This window comes from Flavobacterium psychroterrae (assembly GCF_018380615.1).
Lineage (GTDB): Bacteria > Bacteroidota > Bacteroidia > Flavobacteriales > Flavobacteriaceae > Flavobacterium > Flavobacterium psychroterrae.
The window spans coordinates 56,579-75,385 of the sequence record NZ_JAGYVZ010000003.1; the positions used below are offsets into that span (position 1 = coordinate 56,579).

14 protein-coding genes are annotated in these 18,807 nt (G+C 34.0%); 8 read left to right on the top strand and 6 right to left on the bottom strand.

The window, feature by feature from the left end; translation table 11 throughout:
* Positions 1 to 6: 6 nt before the first annotated feature.
* The gene (locus tag KHA90_RS04230; protein ID WP_213295786.1) at positions 7 to 606 is read right to left on the bottom strand and encodes a TetR/AcrR family transcriptional regulator; all 600 of its coding nucleotides are present in this window, start codon (positions 604 to 606) and stop codon (positions 7 to 9) included.
* Positions 607 to 713: 107 nt separating this feature from the next.
* Positions 714 to 1,235 (bottom strand): YceI family protein, encoded by a 522-nt coding sequence (locus KHA90_RS04235; RefSeq protein ID WP_213295787.1) that lies wholly within the window; start codon positions 1,233 to 1,235, stop codon positions 714 to 716.
* A gap of 267 nt (positions 1,236 to 1,502) precedes the next feature.
* Here KHA90_RS04235 and KHA90_RS04240 point away from each other — a divergent pair, with 267 nt between their 5' ends.
* Entirely contained in the window at positions 1,503 to 2,477 is a 975-nt protein-coding gene (locus tag KHA90_RS04240) for a polyprenyl synthetase family protein (RefSeq protein WP_213295788.1), read from the top strand.
* 209 nt (positions 2,478 to 2,686) lie between these two features.
* On the opposite strand, the gene KHA90_RS04245 is transcribed toward KHA90_RS04240, so the two are convergent.
* The 3 genes from KHA90_RS04245 to KHA90_RS04255 form a co-directional block, all read right to left on the bottom strand.
* Positions 2,687 to 4,552, bottom strand: coding sequence for an alpha,alpha-trehalase (locus tag KHA90_RS04245; protein WP_213295789.1), 1,866 nt, complete (start codon positions 4,550 to 4,552; stop codon positions 2,687 to 2,689).
* Complete coding sequence (locus KHA90_RS04250; RefSeq protein ID WP_213295790.1) at positions 4,542 to 5,762, bottom strand: MFS transporter; 1,221 nt, start codon at positions 5,760 to 5,762, stop codon at positions 4,542 to 4,544. Before KHA90_RS04250 ends, KHA90_RS04245 begins: the two co-directional genes overlap by 11 nt.
* A 280-nt stretch (positions 5,763 to 6,042) precedes the next feature.
* A complete protein-coding gene (locus KHA90_RS04255; RefSeq protein ID WP_213295791.1) occupies positions 6,043 to 8,682 on the bottom strand; it encodes a TonB-dependent receptor in 2,640 nt (879 codons plus the stop codon).
* Between the two features lie 163 nt (positions 8,683 to 8,845).
* Here KHA90_RS04255 and KHA90_RS04260 point away from each other — a divergent pair, with 163 nt between their 5' ends.
* Positions 8,846 to 9,871 carry a LacI family DNA-binding transcriptional regulator gene (locus KHA90_RS04260; protein ID WP_213295792.1) on the top strand — a complete coding sequence of 342 codons (1,026 nt, stop codon included), beginning with the start codon at positions 8,846 to 8,848 and terminating at the stop codon, positions 9,869 to 9,871.
* Between the two features lie 40 nt (positions 9,872 to 9,911).
* The gene (locus tag KHA90_RS04265; RefSeq protein ID WP_213295794.1) at positions 9,912 to 10,265 is read left to right on the top strand and encodes a hypothetical protein; all 354 of its coding nucleotides are present in this window, start codon (positions 9,912 to 9,914) and stop codon (positions 10,263 to 10,265) included.
* Positions 10,266 to 10,621: 356 nt separating this feature from the next.
* Here the strand turns inward: KHA90_RS04265 and KHA90_RS04270 are convergent, their stop codons facing one another.
* Entirely contained in the window at positions 10,622 to 11,173 is a 552-nt protein-coding gene (locus KHA90_RS04270) for a hypothetical protein (RefSeq protein WP_213295796.1), read from the bottom strand.
* A gap of 116 nt (positions 11,174 to 11,289) precedes the next feature.
* Here KHA90_RS04270 and KHA90_RS04275 point away from each other — a divergent pair, with 116 nt between their 5' ends.
* The 5 genes from KHA90_RS04275 to KHA90_RS04295 all read left to right on the top strand — a co-directional run bounded on the left by KHA90_RS04275 (position 11,290) and on the right by KHA90_RS04295 (position 18,806).
* The gene (locus KHA90_RS04275; RefSeq protein WP_213295797.1) at positions 11,290 to 14,067 is read left to right on the top strand and encodes a 2-oxoglutarate dehydrogenase E1 component; all 2,778 of its coding nucleotides are present in this window, start codon (positions 11,290 to 11,292) and stop codon (positions 14,065 to 14,067) included.
* A gap of 78 nt (positions 14,068 to 14,145) precedes the next feature.
* Complete coding sequence (gene odhB, locus KHA90_RS04280) at positions 14,146 to 15,393, top strand: 2-oxoglutarate dehydrogenase complex dihydrolipoyllysine-residue succinyltransferase (RefSeq protein ID WP_213295798.1); 1,248 nt, start codon at positions 14,146 to 14,148, stop codon at positions 15,391 to 15,393.
* Between the two features lie 215 nt (positions 15,394 to 15,608).
* A complete protein-coding gene (locus KHA90_RS04285) occupies positions 15,609 to 18,089 on the top strand; it encodes a TonB-dependent receptor (protein ID WP_213295799.1) in 2,481 nt (826 codons plus the stop codon).
* Between the two features lie 63 nt (positions 18,090 to 18,152).
* Entirely contained in the window at positions 18,153 to 18,485 is a 333-nt protein-coding gene (locus KHA90_RS04290; RefSeq protein WP_213295801.1) for a hypothetical protein, read from the top strand.
* Between the two features lie 18 nt (positions 18,486 to 18,503).
* Positions 18,504 to 18,806: a hypothetical protein gene (locus KHA90_RS04295; RefSeq protein ID WP_213295803.1), complete on the top strand. Its 303-nt coding sequence runs from the start codon at positions 18,504 to 18,506 to the stop codon at positions 18,804 to 18,806.
* The last annotated feature ends 1 nt before the right edge of the window (position 18,807 follow it).

The window sequence follows — 18,807 nt, forward strand, 5'->3', positions numbered from 1 at the left end:
TGATGATTAAATGATAATTTTTTTAAGTTGCTTTTCTAATTCCAGTATTCCTTTTTCGGTTGCCATAGCTCTGGTATGGTATTCCAGTGCTTCTAATTCTATTTTCTGTGCTTCTCTTTCAGAAACCGTAGTTTCATTAATATGAAAAATAAGCGTGTAATAAAATTTTACATATAAATCGATATTCAAATCCGGTCTGTATAAACCTTCGCGGATTCCTTTTAAGATATTATCTCTAAAATAATGGTTACACTGATCAATTTCATGTGTCATTATATTTTGATAAATTTCAGGATAATGCTTTTTTAACTGATATAAAGGCGAAGTATCAGTTGCATTTTTAAACATATCACGAAACATTTCTCTTATCTCAAAATTCTCATGAATCGCATTATAATCTTTCGCTACAATAGTATCAATAACCTCATGTACTTGTTGATGAACTGTAGATGTGCTCTCTTCGATCAAAACCTCCTTATTACAGAAATATTTATATATCGTTTTTTTAGAAATACACATTTCTCCGGCAATATCATCCATCGTAACACTTTTAAAACCAAGCTTTAAAAACAACTCGCTTGCTTTTGATATAATTTTCTCTTTCATCTTAATTTTCAAATTGCATTACAAATATAATCAGGAAACTAAAATCAGAAAAATAGTTTCCGTAATTTTTGTAATAATTTTACATTAATTTATTCATTGTGTCAGATTTATATACTGAACTCTAAGTTTGCGATAAGCTTAATATCTTTTCCTAAAGCTAAACCTCCATTATGATTGAACGAATTATAATCTAAACCAAAGTCCTGACGTTTAATGTCACCTTTGATTTCAAAAGCTACTTTTTTCTCGCCATTGTAATTATTAATACCAATAAACTCAGCATCAAGTTCTACTACTCTGGTTACGTCTTTTATAGTCAAATCTCCTTTAAAGAAATTGATATTGTTGTTTACTCTTTGAAAAGAAGTTGATTTAAAACTAATAATAGGATGTTCATTTACATCAAAAAAATCCTGAAGTTGTAAATAAGTGTCTATTTGTTGAAAACTATCTTTTTTGTTATTAATGTCTAGTGAAAACTCAACCGAAGCATCTTCAATTTCATTGTCTTCAATATTCACATAACCATCAAATTTATTTGTAGTTCCTCCCATGTAGGCAATTATCGAATGTCTCATTTTAATTAAAACATCTGATTGGCTAGAATCTAAGGTCCATGTTGTTTTCATAAATTACTGGTTTAATGAGGTTATAAATTACTCAAAACTCTTAAGGAAACTTTTCTAGTGTTTAGAGTTTCCAATTAAAAGTGCAAATATAAACAGGAAACTGGAAACACCAAGAAAGTTTCCAAGTTTTTTTTAAAATAAATTTAACAGACTGTTAATTAACTGATTAAATATAAAATTCAAACAGAAACTATCATTTAAAACTATAAGAAAGAAATAATTCATAATGAATTGTATCTTTGAGGTTCGCAATTCAGATTATATTTTATGCACGATATTAGCCAATACCAGGATTTTTTCATCAATTATTTAGAAAACCAAAGCATCAGCAAAGAGCCTAAAAACCTTTATGAACCCATTAAATATATTTTAGGACTTGGCGGAAAACGTATGCGTCCCGTACTAACTTTAATGGCATCCGAAGTTTTTGATACTGACTATAAAGTAGCACTTCCGGCAGCAATGGCGGTGGAAGTTTTTCATAATTTTTCACTTGTTCACGATGATATTATGGATGATGCACCTTTGCGAAGAGGTCAGGAAACCGTGCATGAAAAATGGGATTTGAATACCGGAATTCTTTCCGGTGATGCCATGCTTATCCTTGCTTATCAATATTTTGAACAATACGAGCCTGTCATTTTTAGGGATTTGGCAAAATTGTTTAGCAAAACGGCTCTCGAAGTTTGCGAAGGACAACAATGGGATGTTGATTTTGAAAAAAGAAACGATGTCACAATTCCGGAATATCTTAAAATGATCGAATATAAAACAGCCGTATTAGTTGCAGCTGCCATGAAAATGGGTGCGATTGTAGCTAAAACTACTAAAAAAGAAGCTGATTTAATTTACGATTTCGGATTGAATTTAGGTTTGGCTTTTCAGCTTCAGGATGATTTTTTAGACGCTTTTGGAGATCCTAAAACCTTTGGAAAACAAGTTGGAGGAGATATTATAGTCAACAAAAAAACCTATTTATACCTGAAAGCACGTGAATTTTCATCTCTTGAAAAAGCTTCAGAATTAGAAAAATTATTCAGTTTACAATTAGAAGATAATACAAATAAAATAGCAACTGCAAAAACTATTTTTAACGAGTCAGGAGCTTCAAAAGCAACGCAGGAAGCGATAGAAATGTACACTCTTAAAGCTTTTGAAACTTTAGAAAAAATGGACATTAACATTGAAAAGAAAGCTATTTTAAGAACATTTGGCGAGAACTTAATGGGAAGAAAAGTTTAGTTTTTTTTGCCACAGATTAAAGGATTTTAATGATTTTCGCCACGAATTACACTAATTTTCACGGATTCAGCATAATTAAATTAGTGAAAATTAGTGTAATTCGTGCAACAAATTTTTACAAATAGTAAACCTGACAGGTTTTTAAACCTGTCAGGTTTACTATTTGAAAACTAATATAATCTGTGAAAATCTTTTAATCTGTGGCTATTTTAAAACAAATCATCCGGATCAACTAAATCCGATAATTTTTGTTTTAAATCATCTTCTAAAATTGTCAATCCATATTGGTAAGAAGCGTTCATCCAGCCAAAACCTTCTTCGGTGATATAATCAAACTCGGTTCCTACGTTTCCGTACTCTGCAAAGATTTTGTGCGAACTTATAGACAAGTCAAACTTCTCCGGAATCGTTCCGTTATAATCAACCGCGTTTCTGGTAATCAGCCAAAGCCAGCGATACACCATTTCCTGCGCTTCTTCGTTAAAATTATAATTAAGTAAACCTTCCCATAAAAGCATTTGATGCGGCGCCCATCCAAACGGATAATCCCATTGTCGGATTGGTGCATTTTCATCAACACCAGCAATTGATTCTTGGGTACATCCGGCAATTCCACCTTTCATTTTAAACCTTGGTAATATCTTTTTTACCAAAATTTCTGCTTGTTCCGGCGTACTTATTTTTGCCCAAAGCGGATAAAATGTTGGTGCAGCTTCAAAAAAATGTTGCTTTTCATTTACAAAATCATAATCAAGATAACAACCGGATTCTTCATTCCAGCACAATTTGTTGATTTTCTCTTTTCTCAATTCTGCTTTCGAAATCCAATATTCACTTGAATACGATTTATCTTCAAAATACTGAAATTCATTTTTAAAATATTTCTTAATTAAAAAAGCAATATCAGTTTCATATTTATAAAGCAAACTATTTATGGCAACAGTATTTAAATTGGCACAAACGCCAACCAATCTATTTGTTGTATCATGTCCGCTTTCGCGCATACTTCTATCGTGAATAAAGTATTTATCAAGTTCCTCATCAACCACTTCTCTTTCAAGATATTTTTTTTCGAATTCACGCGTAGACAAATTATATTTCTGCGCATATTGCTCCAGAATATCGTCAAAATGCCCTTCTTCAACCTCAAACGGAAGTCCGATACCTTCGGCTTTATATCGATTCAAGCCATTGGCAGTAAGTCGTTTTCCCTCTTCCATCCAAACGGTTTTGTATTCTTTTATGGCGGTTTTTAAATGTCTTTCAATCCAGAAAATATCAGGATTAGACTTTTCTAAAACATCAATAATTAACGAAGTATAAAGCGGCGGTTGCGTTCTGGTTAAATAATAACTTCTGTTCGCGTTTAGAATTTTTCCGTAATGATCGATCTGATATTTAAAATTCTCGGCAATGCCTAAAGCAAGATCAATTTTATCATCAATCAAAAGTCCTTTAGCAATAAAATAACTATCCCAACCGTACATTTCGTTGAATCTTCCGCCAGGAACGACAAACGGAACTCCCGAAATTTCATTGTTTTTAATTTGAAGTGCCAAAGCCAAAATTCCCGGTTTTTTATTGAGCGATAAAACATATTCCGGCGAAATGTTTTTAGGCATTTGCACCACTTTTAACTTTGGAATTGTAGCTTCTAATTTTTTAAAATAATCAAAAACAATTTCGTCACCAAAAGGCACATACAAATAAGCAAATTCATTTTCGATTTTATCGTCTTCCAGAATTTTCTTTACTCCAATAGCATCAATTGTACGCGTAAGCCCCTTCCAATACAAGTTTTTTATTTTTCTTGAAATTCGTTTTACAGGATCTTCGGTGATTTCATTTAAATCTATTTCTGCAAATTCTGTTTTGTTTTTTTTAGCCAAAGCCAATTCCTGCAATAAGTTCGAAAGTTGATAAGTTCCCTCAATAACCGCAGAATTTCCGTTTTCATCATTTAACAAAAACTTTTTTGGTCCGTTATCATCGATCGTTATTTTTTTATCGCCATCAGTATCTTCCTGAGCCAATAATTTTTCGATTGTTTGGGTTATATGTAATTTAAATTTCATCTTTTGCAGTTATTTTTTTGAGAATAAAGAATGATATCAGTAACAAGGTCATCGGAATTAAAGTAAAATAAAATGCGTTTTCCGGTCCTTCATTTTTAAACAGCCAACCGGTTATTCTGGAACCTAATGTTCCGCCAAGAGCAGAAAAAATCACGATTAATCCGGTCATTGAACTTTGCAGATTTTTAGGCAAAGCGCTTAAAACAATCGAGTTTAATAATGGATAAATGGGTGCAATAAACAATCCGATTAAGGGAAATGCAAAACCAATTAACGGAATATCCGAAAGTGTGTTGATATTCTTAACTTCTAATCCAACTGTTTTTGGCAATACAAAAATTACGATAAGCATTGCACAGAATATACAGACGCTTAAAACCCAAATCCAGTTTACTTTTTTAGTTACAATTCCTGCAATCAATCTCCCAATCGCTAATGAAATCGCCAAAATACTGGCCATCATAATGCTAATATTCTCTGGTAAATGAAGCACTTTTGTATTGAATGTTGGCAGCCACGAAAGGATTCCCTGTTCGATCATGACAAACAAAAAGACGCTTATAACAAAAATAACGGTAAGCAATTTTGCCATTAGTTTAAACATTTGCATGAAATCGTCTTTGAGATTTGCTCCCGCTGAAATTTCGGCTTCTTCGAATTTTACAAAAAGTAAAAACAGAAATGACAAGAATGATAATCCTGCTAAAAACCAATAAACATTCAGCCATGAATTAGGATCGTCTTCGTTATTAAAAGCCGGAAATAAAAAATAAGCCAACGCAATCCCAACCATAAAAAAACCTTCAATACTGCTCATTAAAGCGTTGTGTTCTTTTTTGGTTTCGGTCACGGTTCCAATCAGGGAATAAACAGAAACTTTTATCAAGGCAAATGAAACCCCAACGGTTGCAAAAAGAATTTTAGCATTATCAAATGAATTTCCAAAATACATAGAAATACAAGCCAAAGTCACCAAACCCAAACCTATCAACATCGATTTTCTATAGCCGATTCTTGGTAAAAAAGAGGCGATAAAAAAAGATACAATGGCAATTGGCATATCCTTAAAAGCTTCGAGAATACTTGCCTGAACTTCATCTACTCCGTAATTTCTTTGCGATTTTAAAATCACAATGCCTACGCTGTTTAATAAAATAGCAAAGACAAAATAATTGAGGTAAAGAGAGATTTTGATTCCTATGTTTTTCATTTTTTATTTGTTTATCTATGCTTTGTGGTTACGGTGCGGAGACGCACTGCTGTGCGTCTCTACGATTCCGTGTATGACTGATTAAACGCATTGTTTATATTTTTAACACATAGAGACATAGCTTTTTTTGCGCTCAAAAGGCGTTTCACTAACATTAATTCACATAGGTATGCGTGGAAACTAGTTTATTTCATTCTCTTATTTTTTTAAGCGTTTAAAATCTATGTTTCTATGTGTTAAATATTTTTTAAGAATTACATAAGTCTGATTTTACATAAATTTAAAAATTAATCGCTACCGAAAATCTAAAGGCACGTCCTAAAATAGGTCTTGCCATAAACACATCACTTGCTGCAGATGTTGTTTGTCTTGGATCTCCTTCTGTTAAACCAATTTCGTTAAATAAGTTCGAAGCATCAACTGCAAAACGTAGATTATTATAGGTATAATTTAAACCTGCTCCTACTTCTTTATAAGCCGGTAAAACTTGTTTGTTGTCCTGATTCGTGAACTTTTTATCATAATAAGAGAACTGAACATACGCTGTAAAATCTTTTGTAATGTCTACTTCCGGTCTTAAATTACAGAAAAATTTAGGAATTCTTCTTGCTGTATTTCCGTTAAAATCAAACGTAGAGCCATCAGCATTTGTACCTGTAAAATTATCGTATTCTGGTTTTTGAACGGTGAATGTAAAGTTCAGTTTTACCATTTCGTATCTGGCATTAGTTTCTACTTCAAGACCAATATTGTTTACATCGGCAAATTTATTTTCAGAAGATCCATCAGATAAAATATCGGTAAAAGCTACGTTTTTCAATCCCATATGAAATAAATTCGCATTTACAGAGAAGAAGGAATTGGCATATTTATAACCCAATTCAATTTGGTTTACTTCTGTGTTTTCAAGTTTGCTTAAATCTGCTGCATTATCATAAAATGATTCTTCGATTGGCGATCTGAAACCATGGCTGTAACGAGCATAAGAAGCCATTTTATCATTAAATTTATAATTTCCTGCTGCAGTATACGACCATTCGCTCACATCATATCTCCAATAGGTATAAGGATTCCCTTTTACAGTTGTCACCGCGTCATCAGCCGTATTATTGTCTAAAAGTCCTAAGTTTTCGGCAAAAAATCTTGCATTGTCTCTGTAACCTGAATATTTGTCTTTATTGTATCTTAAACCTGCGTTGAAAGTCAGATTATCAGTAGCTTTAATTTCCGCGTCAGCGTAGATATCGTTCAAAAGTCCTTTTGTTTGCGCATCTCTTTCAAGCCATGTAATTCTTTCTACACCGTTCCAGGTATGATCTACTCCTGTTGTATTGTCTTTTACATTTAATAATCTCGGATTATCTGAAACACCTACTAAATAGGAATTCCAGTTCCAATATTGGTTCGATTTCCAGTTAGAATAATAGTAACCAGCAGTTAATTTTACAGGATCTAAGTCAAAATTAAAAGAGAAATTATTAGCAAAATTGTTCATCTTTTTCTCGATATGCCAAAGATCAGCTCTCATGATTAAAGCATTTGGATCAAGCGTTTGTCCGTTATCAACATAAGAATATGTTAGATTACTAGCAGTTGTATTTTGAACGCTTGTTGCATAACCATCTTGCGTCCAAGGTCCGCCATTTGGGAAAATAGCATTGTAATTTAAATCAATATTGGTTTGTTTGAAAGAGTTTTTGAAAGTCACTTTTTCCGATATTTTCTTTTTGAACTCTGCTCCAATTGAGTTAATAATTGGGTGAGAACCGTCTTCTAAATCTGCGCTAAAAGTTCCGCCACCGTATTGAGGCACATTCAAACGACTGAAATTTACTGATGTCAACGTTCCGTAATTTGGATTAAATCCCGGAATTCCTTCAATTTTACCGTTATTGCTTTTTAGCGGAATTGGTAAATAGAACGTGTTTCTGTCATCAAGATGTTTGAAATTAACTCTTAAATAATCATCGTCATCAAATTTATACGTGATGTTTCCTTTTATCTGACCGCCTTTATTTGCTGTAAAGCCTGTATTTCTAACTCCGTTATCGGCTCTGTAAAAACCTCCAACATTAAAGAATAATTTATCCTGAATTAAAGCTCCTGATAAATTAAGATCTGTTCTGAACATTCCGTAATCTGAAGTGGTGAATTTTGCTCTTCCTTTAAATTCATTTTGTCCTGTTTTCGAAATAAAATTTATGATTCCACCCGGAGCATTGTTGGCAAAAATTGATGCAGAACCTCCACGAACGGCTTCCATTTTACTTACGGTTTCGTCAAGTCTGTAAAAAGTATCGGCGTTGGCAAATTGCAAAGCTCCATCTTCAAAAACCGGCAATCCGTCTTCCTGAATTTGTACAGATTCATAAGCTCCCGCAGATGGAATTCCTCTTGCAAAAAGGTTGTTTCCAATTTCTCCTCCTGATGCTTCAACCACAAATCCGGGAATTGTCTGTAATAAAGCTGCCGTACTTGATGGCGCTCTGTCTTCGATTGCTTTTGCTCCCATTGTTGTAATCGCAACACTGGATTCCAGTTTTGATCGCGGTGCCGAAGATCCTGTAACCACGACTTCATTTAAACTTTGTGATTCTCCTTCAAGAAGTAAATTTACGTCTAATGATTCTCCTTCCTTTATTGCAACTTTTTTCTCGAAGGTTTTATAACCTACATTCGTTGCAATTATAGTATAATTTCCTGCTTCGATATTCGAGAATGAATATCCTCCGTTTTCATCTGTAACAGTACTTTTGCCTGTTTCTTTGATCGATACATTTGCTCCGGGAACTGTTGCTCCGCTGTCGTCAAGTACTTTTCCCGAGATTTTATTCTGAGTTTGTGCAAACAGATTATTTGGTAAAGAAAATAGGCAAAACATCAAAAGTAATGTACCTAAATATTGGTGTAGCTTTTTCATTTTTTTGTTTGGTTAGTTAGTAATTATGGTTATCACTGTCAAACTTAATAACTAATTATAAGGAATATAGCAATTTCAAATCGAAAACGTTTTCGAAAACACCTAAAACGTTTTCGGAAGTTAATTTTTTATCAATGCAGTTTATTTTTAGTACTTTTATTTCATGAATGACACAAAATTAATAGATATAGCCTCGGCATTAGGAATTTCGGTTACTACGGTTTCAAAAGCTTTAAAAGGATATACAGATATTAGTAAAGCTACACGCGCAAGGGTGATTGAAATGGCCGAAACCATGAACTACATTCCAAACTCTGTTGCGGTAAATCTTCGAACCAATGAAACTAAAACCATTGGCGTGATCATTCCCGCAACTGTTCATCATTTTTTTTCGAGTGTATTAAATGGCATTTTAGAAGAAGCCGAAAAAAGAGGATATCTTGTCATTATATTACAATCAAATGAAAAATATGAACTAGAGAAAAAACAGCTTGCTTTATTAATTCAGAAACGAGTTGACGGCGTTTTAATGTCGCTTTCAAACGAGACAGATGATTTTACTCATATTAATGAAGCCATTCGAAAAAATACGCCCGTTGTTTTATTCGATAAAATCGCTAAAAGAGTCGATTGCTCGAAAGTCGTTATTAATGATGCAAAAGCGGCTTATGATGCCGTTACCTACCTTATTAATAAAGGATTTAAAAAAATCGCCCATTTTAGAGGATCGTATGTTCCGCAAAACTCGATTGATCGCTTTCTTGGATATAAAAGAGCACTTGAAGCGCACGGAATTGAGTACGATTCGAAACTGGTTTATGTTTGCGACAACAATACGGATTTTGAAGACGGCTACGAAAATGCCCAGAAAATAATGACTGAAAACCCAGATATTGATGCCATTTTTGCCATTACGGATTTAGTTGCTATCGGGATTATCAAATATTTTAATGAGGCAGGAATAAAAACGCCAGAACAAGTGGCTGTTTTTGGGTTTAGCAATTGGTTTATGAGTACGGTTATTTCACCTAAATTAACTACAATTGATCAGCCTGGATTCGAAATGGGACATCAGGCAGTCTCTCTTTTAATTGATGAAATTGTCGACATAAAAGAACATCGCCCCGTAACGCATCAAATTATCGAACTTCCTACAAGAATCATTGAACGTGAATCAACAGTTAAATGATTTTTTAGTTTTAACTTTGTGCCAATCTTAAAAAGCATCAATGTTTCCGATTCCTGAAAATACCGATTTTTTATTGGCTGATGCCGAAAAAGAAAATTTATATATAAGTCTGATTGAGCAAATTAATAAAGACTTTAATTTAGCCAATGAAGGAATTGATTTTCCGTTAAGTATTTCTCCCGACGAACTAAAAATTCAGCTTCACGAAAAAATCTACCGAATGATTCAGTACAAATTTGCTGAATATCTCAATCTGCTTTATATCATCGATGTATCTGAAAGTGAAATAAAAAAACTCGACGGTTCTGATTTGGTAATTCTTGCAGAACAGGTTTCGTTTTTGGTTTTAAAAAGAGAATGGCAGAAGGTTTGGTTTAGGAAGAATTTTAAGTAAAAAGGGACAAAGGTTCAAAGTTGCAAAGGGACAGAGGCTTTTTTTCATGAAGACATTGCTAAAAAATAAATCATTTTATAGGATTTTAAAGCGTTCCGGAGGAACAAAACATATTGTAAAGATGGATTTTAATCCATTCTTCGCAATCATGACCATAACGACAATCACATCCATAAAATAACCACAATCTTGTCATTCTGAAACGAAGAATCTCCATAAGAAACTCGACCAACTATCTTTCAAATCTTTGCGGAGTTACTTGCTAAGATCCTTCGTTCCTCAGGATGACAAATTGGAGCGAAAAAACAATCGTCGCTAACCCTTTGAACCTTTGTCACTCTGCAACTTTGTACCTCTTAAAAATAAACCCTCACAAAAGGCATAAACCCAGATCCATAAAGACTTCTTTTTGGATCATACAAAACATCGTAACGTGCACCAATGGTAACACTTCCGGTTCTGTAACCTGCGCCTAAATATAAGGCGGTATTCCAATAATTATCTGAATAACTGGGTCTGTATGGAGTCGAATTATAATCTGTATTTACGCGAACTTGTTCTAATTCGGCTGATAATTGAATTTCAGGAATTGGGTTTACAAGTCCAACCACACTTCCGCCGTAAACAAATGAGTTATAGTAGCTTTTTGATGATAAATAACCAAATTGCAATCCAACACCAACCGCGACAATTTCGTTTATATTGTAGATAGCGCTTGGCATAACGGAGATATCTGTGTATCCGGAACCTATTCCTAAACCAAGTCCTCCCCCAAACTGAACCTTGTCCCAAAAGTGATTACTATTGTCAATTACATAATTTTGTTGTGCAATTGAGGAAGTAGAGAATAAGACTGCTAAAATCACAAATAAATTCTTGCAATCGATTGAAAATTGAATTTTATTCATAGTTGAGTCTATTTTTAACAAATTTTTACGTAAAAGTACGTAAAAAAAAGGTTTAAATAAAGTCGATTGTTGTACTTTTGCCATTCTATTTAACAAAAAGTATATTCACTAATATTATGGATAGGTTTTCATTTTTAAATGCAGCGCATACAGAGTTTTTCGCACAATTATACGATCAGTATTTAGTAAACCCAGATAGCGTTGAGCCAAGCTGGAGAAGTTTTTTTCAGGGTTTCGACTTTGGACAAACGACTTATAATGACGAAAATCCAGTTCAACAGATTGTTGAATATGTGACTAGCCCAAACACAGATTACAGTCAGGTTTCAGAAAAACTGCAAAAAGAATTCAACGTTCTAAAATTAATTGATGGATACCGTACCCGCGGACATTTGTTTACAAAAACAAACCCGGTTCGTGATCGTAGAACTTCTTCTCCAACTTTAGATATTGAGAATTTCGGATTAACAACTGCTGATCTTTCTACAGTTTTTGATGCTGCTCAGACTATCGGAGTGGGACCTTCTACATTACAGGACATTATTACGCGTCTTCAATCTATTTACTGCCAACATATTGGTATTGAATATATGTACATCAGGAATCCTGGTGTTGTAAAATGGATTCAGGAAAAATTAGCTGTAAATGTTAATCAGCCTAACTTCAATTCTGAAGAAAAGAAAACTATCTTAGATAAATTAAACCAGGCTGTTTCTTTCGAGAATTTCCTGCATACTAAATATGTAGGTCAAAAAAGATTTTCATTAGAAGGTGGTGAAACTATCATTCCGGCTCTTGATGCTTTAATTGAACAAGCTGCTGAAAAAGGTGTTGAACAATTCGTAATGGGAATGGCTCACCGTGGTCGTTTGAACGTTTTGGCAAACATCTTTGGCAAATCTACTCAGGATATCTTTGGAGAGTTTGACGGTAAAGATTACGATCAGGAATATTTTGATGGTGACGTAAAATACCACTTAGGTCTTACGGCTGACAAAAAAACAAGAACAGGAAAAAATATCAATATCAATTTAGCACCAAACCCATCTCACTTAGAAACGGTTGGAGCTGTAATTGAAGGAATCACAAGAGCAAAACAAGAGAAATATTTCCCTAATGATTTCTCCAAAGTATTGCCAATTGCCGTTCACGGTGATGCTGCAATCGCAGGTCAGGGTATTTTGTATGAAATCATTCAAATGGCTCAGCTTGACGGTTACAAAACCGGAGGAACAATTCATATTGTAATCAACAACCAGGTTGGTTTTACAACTAACTATCTTGATGCACGTTCGTCTACATATTGTACAGATGTTGCTAAAGTAACACTTTCGCCAGTTTTACACGTAAATGCTGATGATGCTGAAGCTGTTGTACATGCAATATCTTTTGCTTTGGATTACAGAATGCAATTTGGTCGTGACGTATTTATTGACTTATTAGGATATAGAAAATACGGTCATAATGAAGGTGATGAACCTCGTTTTACACAACCGGTTTTATATAAAATCATCTCAAAACATAAAAATCCAAGAGATATTTATGCAGAGAAATTATTGTCAGATGGCGTAATCGATGCCTCTTATGTAAATGGTTTGGAAAAAGTATACAAATCTACCATGGAGGAGAATTTAGAAGCTTCCCGTAAAAAAGATTTGACTATCATAACTCCATTCATGAAAAACGAATGGGACGGATTTGTTCAGGTAACAGATACGCAAATGCTTGAAAATGTAGATACTTCTTATTCAAGAGAAGGTCTTACTCAAATTGCAAATGCAATTTCTAATTTACCGGAAGACAAACAATTCATCAGTAAAATACAAAAATTAATCAACGACAGAAAAACAATGTTCTTCGATACCAATTTATTAGATTGGGGAATGGCAGAACATTTGGCTTACGGATCATTACTTCAGGAAGGTTATGACATTCGTATTTCTGGACAAGATGTTGAGCGTGGTACTTTCTCTCACCGTCATGCTGTTGTTAAAGTTGAAGATTCTGAAGAAGAAGTAATCCTTATCAATAACCTTGAAGGTAAAAAAGGAAATTTCAATATCTACAACTCATTATTATCAGAATACGGAGTTCTTGGTTTTGATTACGGATATGCATTAGCGTCTCCAAATGCCTTAACAATTTGGGAAGCACAGTTTGGAGATTTCTCTAACGGAGCTCAAATTATGTTAGACCAATATATTTCTTGTGGCGAAGATAAATGGAACAACCAAAACGGTATTGTTTTATTATTACCTCACGGATATGAAGGTCAGGGAGCAGAACACTCTTCTGCAAGAATGGAACGTTACCTACAACTTTGCGCAAGACAAAACATGTATGTTGCAGATTGTACAACGCCAGCTAACTTCTTTCACTTGTTGAGAAGACAAATGAAAACAAAATTCCGTAAACCTCTTATTGTATTTACACCTAAGAGTTTATTACGTGATCCAAGATGTGTTTCGACTATCGAAGATTTAGAAAAAGGAAGTTTCCAGGAAACTATTGATGATAATACAGTAGATAAAAAAGCAGTAAAAACTTTAGTTTTTGTTACAGGTAAATTCTACTATGACATCGTTGCCGAAAGAGAGAACAACGGAAGAAATGACGTTGCAGTTGTTCGTATCGAGCAATTGTTTCCATTGCCAGTTGAACAGTTAAAAGCAATCATCGCACAATATCCAAATGCTGATGATTATGTTTGGGCTCAGGAAGAACCTAAAAACATGGGAGCTTACAGCTTTATGTTAATGAACTTTGATCTTGTAAAATGGAGATTAGCTTCGTTAAAAGCTTACGCTGCTCCGGCATCAGGAAGTTATACACGTGCAAAACGTCGTCATGCAGATGCAATTAGAATGGTATTCGATAAAGATTTATTCAGATAAAAAAAATGTTTCAAGTTTAAAGTTTCAGGTTTAATTACATGAAACTTTAAACAATTAAAACTTTAAACAAAAACAAAGATGATTTTAGAAATGAAAGTCCCATCACCAGGGGAATCAATAAAAGAAGTTGAAATTGCAACTTGGTTAGTAAAAGACGGAGATTATGTAGAAAAAGATCAAGCTATTGCTGAAGTAGATTCAGATAAAGCAACTCTTGAATTACCGGCTGAAATGAGCGGAATTATTACGCTTAAAGCAGAAGAAGGTGATGCAGTTGCAGTAGGAGCTGTAGTTTGTTTAATTGATACTGATGGTGTAAAACCAGCAGGTGATGCTCCGGCAGCTGAAGCACCAAAAGCTGAAGTGAAGGCTGAAGCACCTAAAGCAGAGGTAAAAGCTGAAGCGCCAAAAGCGGCTCCAACTCAAGCTCCGGCGGCTACAAGTTATGCATCTGGAACTCCATCTCCGGCAGCAAGAAAAATATTAGACGAAAAAAATATAGCACCGGCAACTGTTTCAGGAACTGGTAAAGGCGGAAGAATCACTAAAGATGATGCTGTAAATGCAGTGCCTTCTATGGGAACTCCAACTGGAGGAAACCGTGGATCTGAGCGTACAAAATTATCAATGTTGCGTCGTAAAGTTGCTGAGAGATTAGTAGCTGCTAAAAACGAAACTGCAATGTTAACTACTTTCAACGAAGTTAACATGACACCAATCAACTTGATTCGTAACGAATACAAAGATGCTTTCAAAGCAAAACATGGTGGTCTTGGTTTAGGTTACATGTCTTTCTTTACAAAAGCAGTTACAAGAGCATTAGAATTATATCCTGATGTAAACTCTATGATGGATGGTGATTATAAAATCGCTTACGATTTTGCTGATATCTCTATCGCAGTTTCAGGACCAAAAGGTTTAATGGTCCCTGTAGTTCGTAATGCTGAAAACTTAACTTTCCGTGGAATTGAAGCTGAAATCAAAAGATTAGCTTTAAGAGCTCGTGATGGGCAAATTACAGTTGACGACATGACTGGCGGAACTTTCACAATTACTAATGGTGGTGTTTTTGGAAGTATGTTAAGTACTCCAATTATCAATCCTCCACAATCAGGAATTTTAGGAATGCACAATATTATTGAGCGTCCAATTGCTGTAAATGGTAAAGTTGAAATTCACCCAATGATGTACGTGGCACTTTCTTATGACCACAGAATTATCGACGGACGTGAGTCTGTTGGTTTTTTAGTTGCTGTAAAAGAAGCTTTAGAAAATCCAGTTGAGTTATTGATGAATGGAGACGCAAAACGTGCTTTAGAATTGTAATTGTAATCATTTTCGACAATAATATAAAACCTGTTCATTCAATTGAACAGGTTTTTTTTCTTAATATTAGCTTAAATCTTGCTTAAGATGTTAATTTTTTGAATAAACGTAAATTTTACCCTTTAAAAAATATTTTATTTAGAATAAATAAGAATAGCTTGCCTGATTGATAATCAACGATTAAATTTGCGCTATTAAAATCAATTCTAAATAAAATGAAATATAAATTTACAATTTCTTTTTTGAGCTTTTGTTTTTTTCTATTAGCTGTTACAAATATCACAGCTCAGGAAAAAGCTAGTATCAAAGGTCAAATTAGCTTAACCAACAATCAGGCTGCAGACAATGTTTCAATAGTTTTAAAAGGAACTAAAATAGGAACGAATACTGACAGTAATGGTTTTTATGAAATTAAAAATCTTAAACCGGGAAACTATGTAATTAGAGTTTCTGCTGTTGGACATTCATCAAAAGAGAAAAGTGTTTCTCTTAATAATGGAGATGATATTGTTGAAGACTTTACTATTAGTTCAAACTCAGAACAATTAGACGAAATTGTAGTAAATGGAGGAAATAAAAAAAATCCACTAGCACGTAAAGAGACTCAGCAAGTTTCAAGATTACCACTTAAAAATCTTGAAAACCCACAAGTTTACACTACCATTACAAGCGAACTTTTAAAAGAGCAAGTTGTTACAAATATTGACGACGCACTTAAAAATGCTCCAGGATTATCACCACTTTGGGCTTCTACAGGTCGTGGTGGAGATGGTGCTGCTTATTTCTCTTTAAGAGGATTTGCTGTTCAGCCAAGTATGATTAATGGATTACCTGCTTTATCAAACGGAAGTCTTGATCCTGCTAACATTGAAAAAATTGAAGTAATCAAAGGACCATCAGGAACTTTATTTGGAAGCAGTTTAATCTCTTACGGAGGTTTGATCAATTTAACAACTAAAAAACCTTACGATCATTTTGGCGGAGAAATAAATTATACAGCAGGAAGTTACGGTTTAAACAGAGTGACTGCTGATGTTAACACTCCTTTAGATGACGAACACAAAGTAAACTTGCGTATCAACACAGCTTATCATAACGAAAATAGCTTTCAGGATGCAGGATTCAAAAAATCATTCTTTTTTGCACCATCTTTATCTTATCAGGTTAATGATAAACTTTCGTTTTTCATTAACACGGAATTCATGAATAACAAATCAACTAATCAAACAATGTTATTCTTAGACAGAGGTGCGCCTTTAAAAGTTCATAATATAGATGAATTAGGTTATGACAATAAGCGTTCATACACAAGTAATCAACTTGCCATGGAAACTCCTTCTTATAGTTTACAAGGGCAAATGAATTACAAATTTAATGATCAATGGAGTTCTCAAACGGTTGTTTCAAGAAACTCAGCAAAATCACAAGGATATTATTCATATTTATATGAAGGAACTCAATTTTATCCTGGTATAACAGAAGGGATTGTACTTGGTCGTCAAATGAACTATCAGGATGCAACCACTTTAATCACTGATATTCAACAAAATTTTATTGGTGATTTTAAAATAGGAAACTTAAGAAACAGAATTGTTGCCGGTTTAGATTATTTCAATAGAGGTTCAATTGATAATGGTACCGGATATGTAGCAAATGGCGGAATCTATATTGGAAATCTTGATCTTAAAACAGTAAACGAAAATCTTTATGGCATTACTGATCCAACTAAATACATTACTGATGGAGATAGTGGTCAATTGACAAAAGCAGGTGCTGACAAACTTTTATCTTCAGCTGCTATGAACAATAACAAAACCAAACAAGAAGTAATGAGTGTTTATGTATCTGACGTAATCAACTTTACTCCTGCATTATCTGCAATGGCAAGTTTACGTGTAGACCGTTTCATGACGCAAGGTGATGTTACTACAGATACTGATGATTATAACCAAACTGCTTTTTCACCTAAATTTGGATTGGTTTACCAGCCAATTATTGACAAAGTATCTGTTTTCGCAAACTACATGGATGGTTTTGCTAACACATTACCAACTAGCGATATATTAGCAAATGGAACTTCTTTACCAAGAACATTCTCTCCTGAGCACGCCAACCAGTTTGAAGTTGGAACAAAATTGAATGTTTTTAAAGACAGACTTTATGCAACTTTCAGCTATTACAACACTGAAGTTAAAGATCAGGTTTATACAGTTTATACTGCAACAACACAAACATCTTACCAAGATGGCGGACAAAAAAACAAAGGTTTCGAGGCTGAAATCGTTGCAAACCCAATTGATGGTTTAAACATTGTTTTTGGATACAGTTATAATGATGCTCTTTTAACTGCTGGAGATCCTGATTTCGTAGGTCACAGACCAGAAAGTGCAGGACCGCAAAACTTAGCAAATCTTTGGGCAAGCTACAGATTTCTTGACGGAGACTTAAAAGGTTTTGGTTTAGGTTTTGGAGGAAATTATGCAAGTAATAATAAAATCATGAACCGTACACTTACCGGACAATTTACAATTCCGGAGTATACTGTACTTAATTCTTCTGTATTCTACGGAACAGAAAAATTCACTTTGACTCTTAAACTTGATAATATCGCAAATGTTGATACTTATGATGGTTGGTCAACTATACACCCAAAAAACATGCGAAGCTTAGCTGCAAGTTTCTCATATAAATTCTAATAAAAAACAATACAAGGCACCTTTCTCGTTAAAAAGAAAGGTGTTTTTTAAATTCATAAAATCATGATAACAATAGCAAGTCTTATCGTTTTTTTAGCTTTTTATACTCTTTATTACACCTCAAAAAGAGCCACTTTATCTTATGATTTAGGTTTTGAAAAATGGATGAAGAGCAATCCAAAACCAACGAAATTCGTAGGCTTAGGTCTTCTGCTTCTTGCCTATTCATTGTGGTTAATTACACAATCTTTGTGTTGCGGAACTTTAATGTTTTTTATTCAATTAATGACTATTGGAAGTTTAATCATCATTTTAACTCCATTAAAAAAAATTAACCGATTCGCTATTATTGCTCTTTTTATAATTGTCGCTTTACTCGAATTTTATTACCACTAACTTATTTCTAACCAAAATATGCCAGCAAATCCTAAATATCTAACAAAATCTCCATGGCAACGATTTGCCAAAATTACAGCTGCTATAATAGGCGGCTATTTTGTTTCAGTCACTTTTCATTTGGCTTTAGCATCTTGGTTCAACCGTGCTACTATTTTAATGACAATGGCTTTTACCGGATTTATACTTTGGGTAGCACTAATGGTAATTGCTTTTTTAGCAAAAAGCGCCTGGAAAATCTGGGGTCTTTATATACTTCTTACTTTAGTTTTTTCTCTTTTTATTTATTTGGGTCAAACCTACAATCCGATAGCACAGTAAC

Excerpts from the sequence above, each read along its gene's own strand:
- KHA90_RS04230 (WP_213295786.1), bottom strand. The coding sequence starts at position 606 with ATGAAAGAGAAAATTATATCAAAAGCAAGCGAGTTGTTTTTAAAGCTT.
- KHA90_RS04235 (WP_213295787.1), bottom strand. The coding sequence starts at position 1,235 with ATGAAAACAACATGGACCTTAGATTCTAGCCAATCAGATGTTTTAATT.
- KHA90_RS04240 (WP_213295788.1), top strand. The coding sequence starts at position 1,503 with ATGCACGATATTAGCCAATACCAGGATTTTTTCATCAATTATTTAGAA.
- KHA90_RS04245 (WP_213295789.1), bottom strand. The coding sequence starts at position 4,552 with ATGAAATTTAAATTACATATAACCCAAACAATCGAAAAATTATTGGCT.
- KHA90_RS04250 (WP_213295790.1), bottom strand. The coding sequence starts at position 5,762 with ATGAAAAACATAGGAATCAAAATCTCTCTTTACCTCAATTATTTTGTC.
- KHA90_RS04255 (WP_213295791.1), bottom strand. The coding sequence starts at position 8,682 with ATGAAAAAGCTACACCAATATTTAGGTACATTACTTTTGATGTTTTGC.
- KHA90_RS04260 (WP_213295792.1), top strand. The coding sequence starts at position 8,846 with ATGAATGACACAAAATTAATAGATATAGCCTCGGCATTAGGAATTTCG.
- KHA90_RS04265 (WP_213295794.1), top strand. The coding sequence starts at position 9,912 with ATGTTTCCGATTCCTGAAAATACCGATTTTTTATTGGCTGATGCCGAA.
- KHA90_RS04270 (WP_213295796.1), bottom strand. The coding sequence starts at position 11,173 with ATGAATAAAATTCAATTTTCAATCGATTGCAAGAATTTATTTGTGATT.
- KHA90_RS04275 (WP_213295797.1), top strand. The coding sequence starts at position 11,290 with ATGGATAGGTTTTCATTTTTAAATGCAGCGCATACAGAGTTTTTCGCA.
- odhB (WP_213295798.1), top strand. The coding sequence starts at position 14,146 with ATGATTTTAGAAATGAAAGTCCCATCACCAGGGGAATCAATAAAAGAA.
- KHA90_RS04285 (WP_213295799.1), top strand. The coding sequence starts at position 15,609 with ATGAAATATAAATTTACAATTTCTTTTTTGAGCTTTTGTTTTTTTCTA.
- KHA90_RS04290 (WP_213295801.1), top strand. The coding sequence starts at position 18,153 with ATGATAACAATAGCAAGTCTTATCGTTTTTTTAGCTTTTTATACTCTT.
- KHA90_RS04295 (WP_213295803.1), top strand. The coding sequence starts at position 18,504 with ATGCCAGCAAATCCTAAATATCTAACAAAATCTCCATGGCAACGATTT.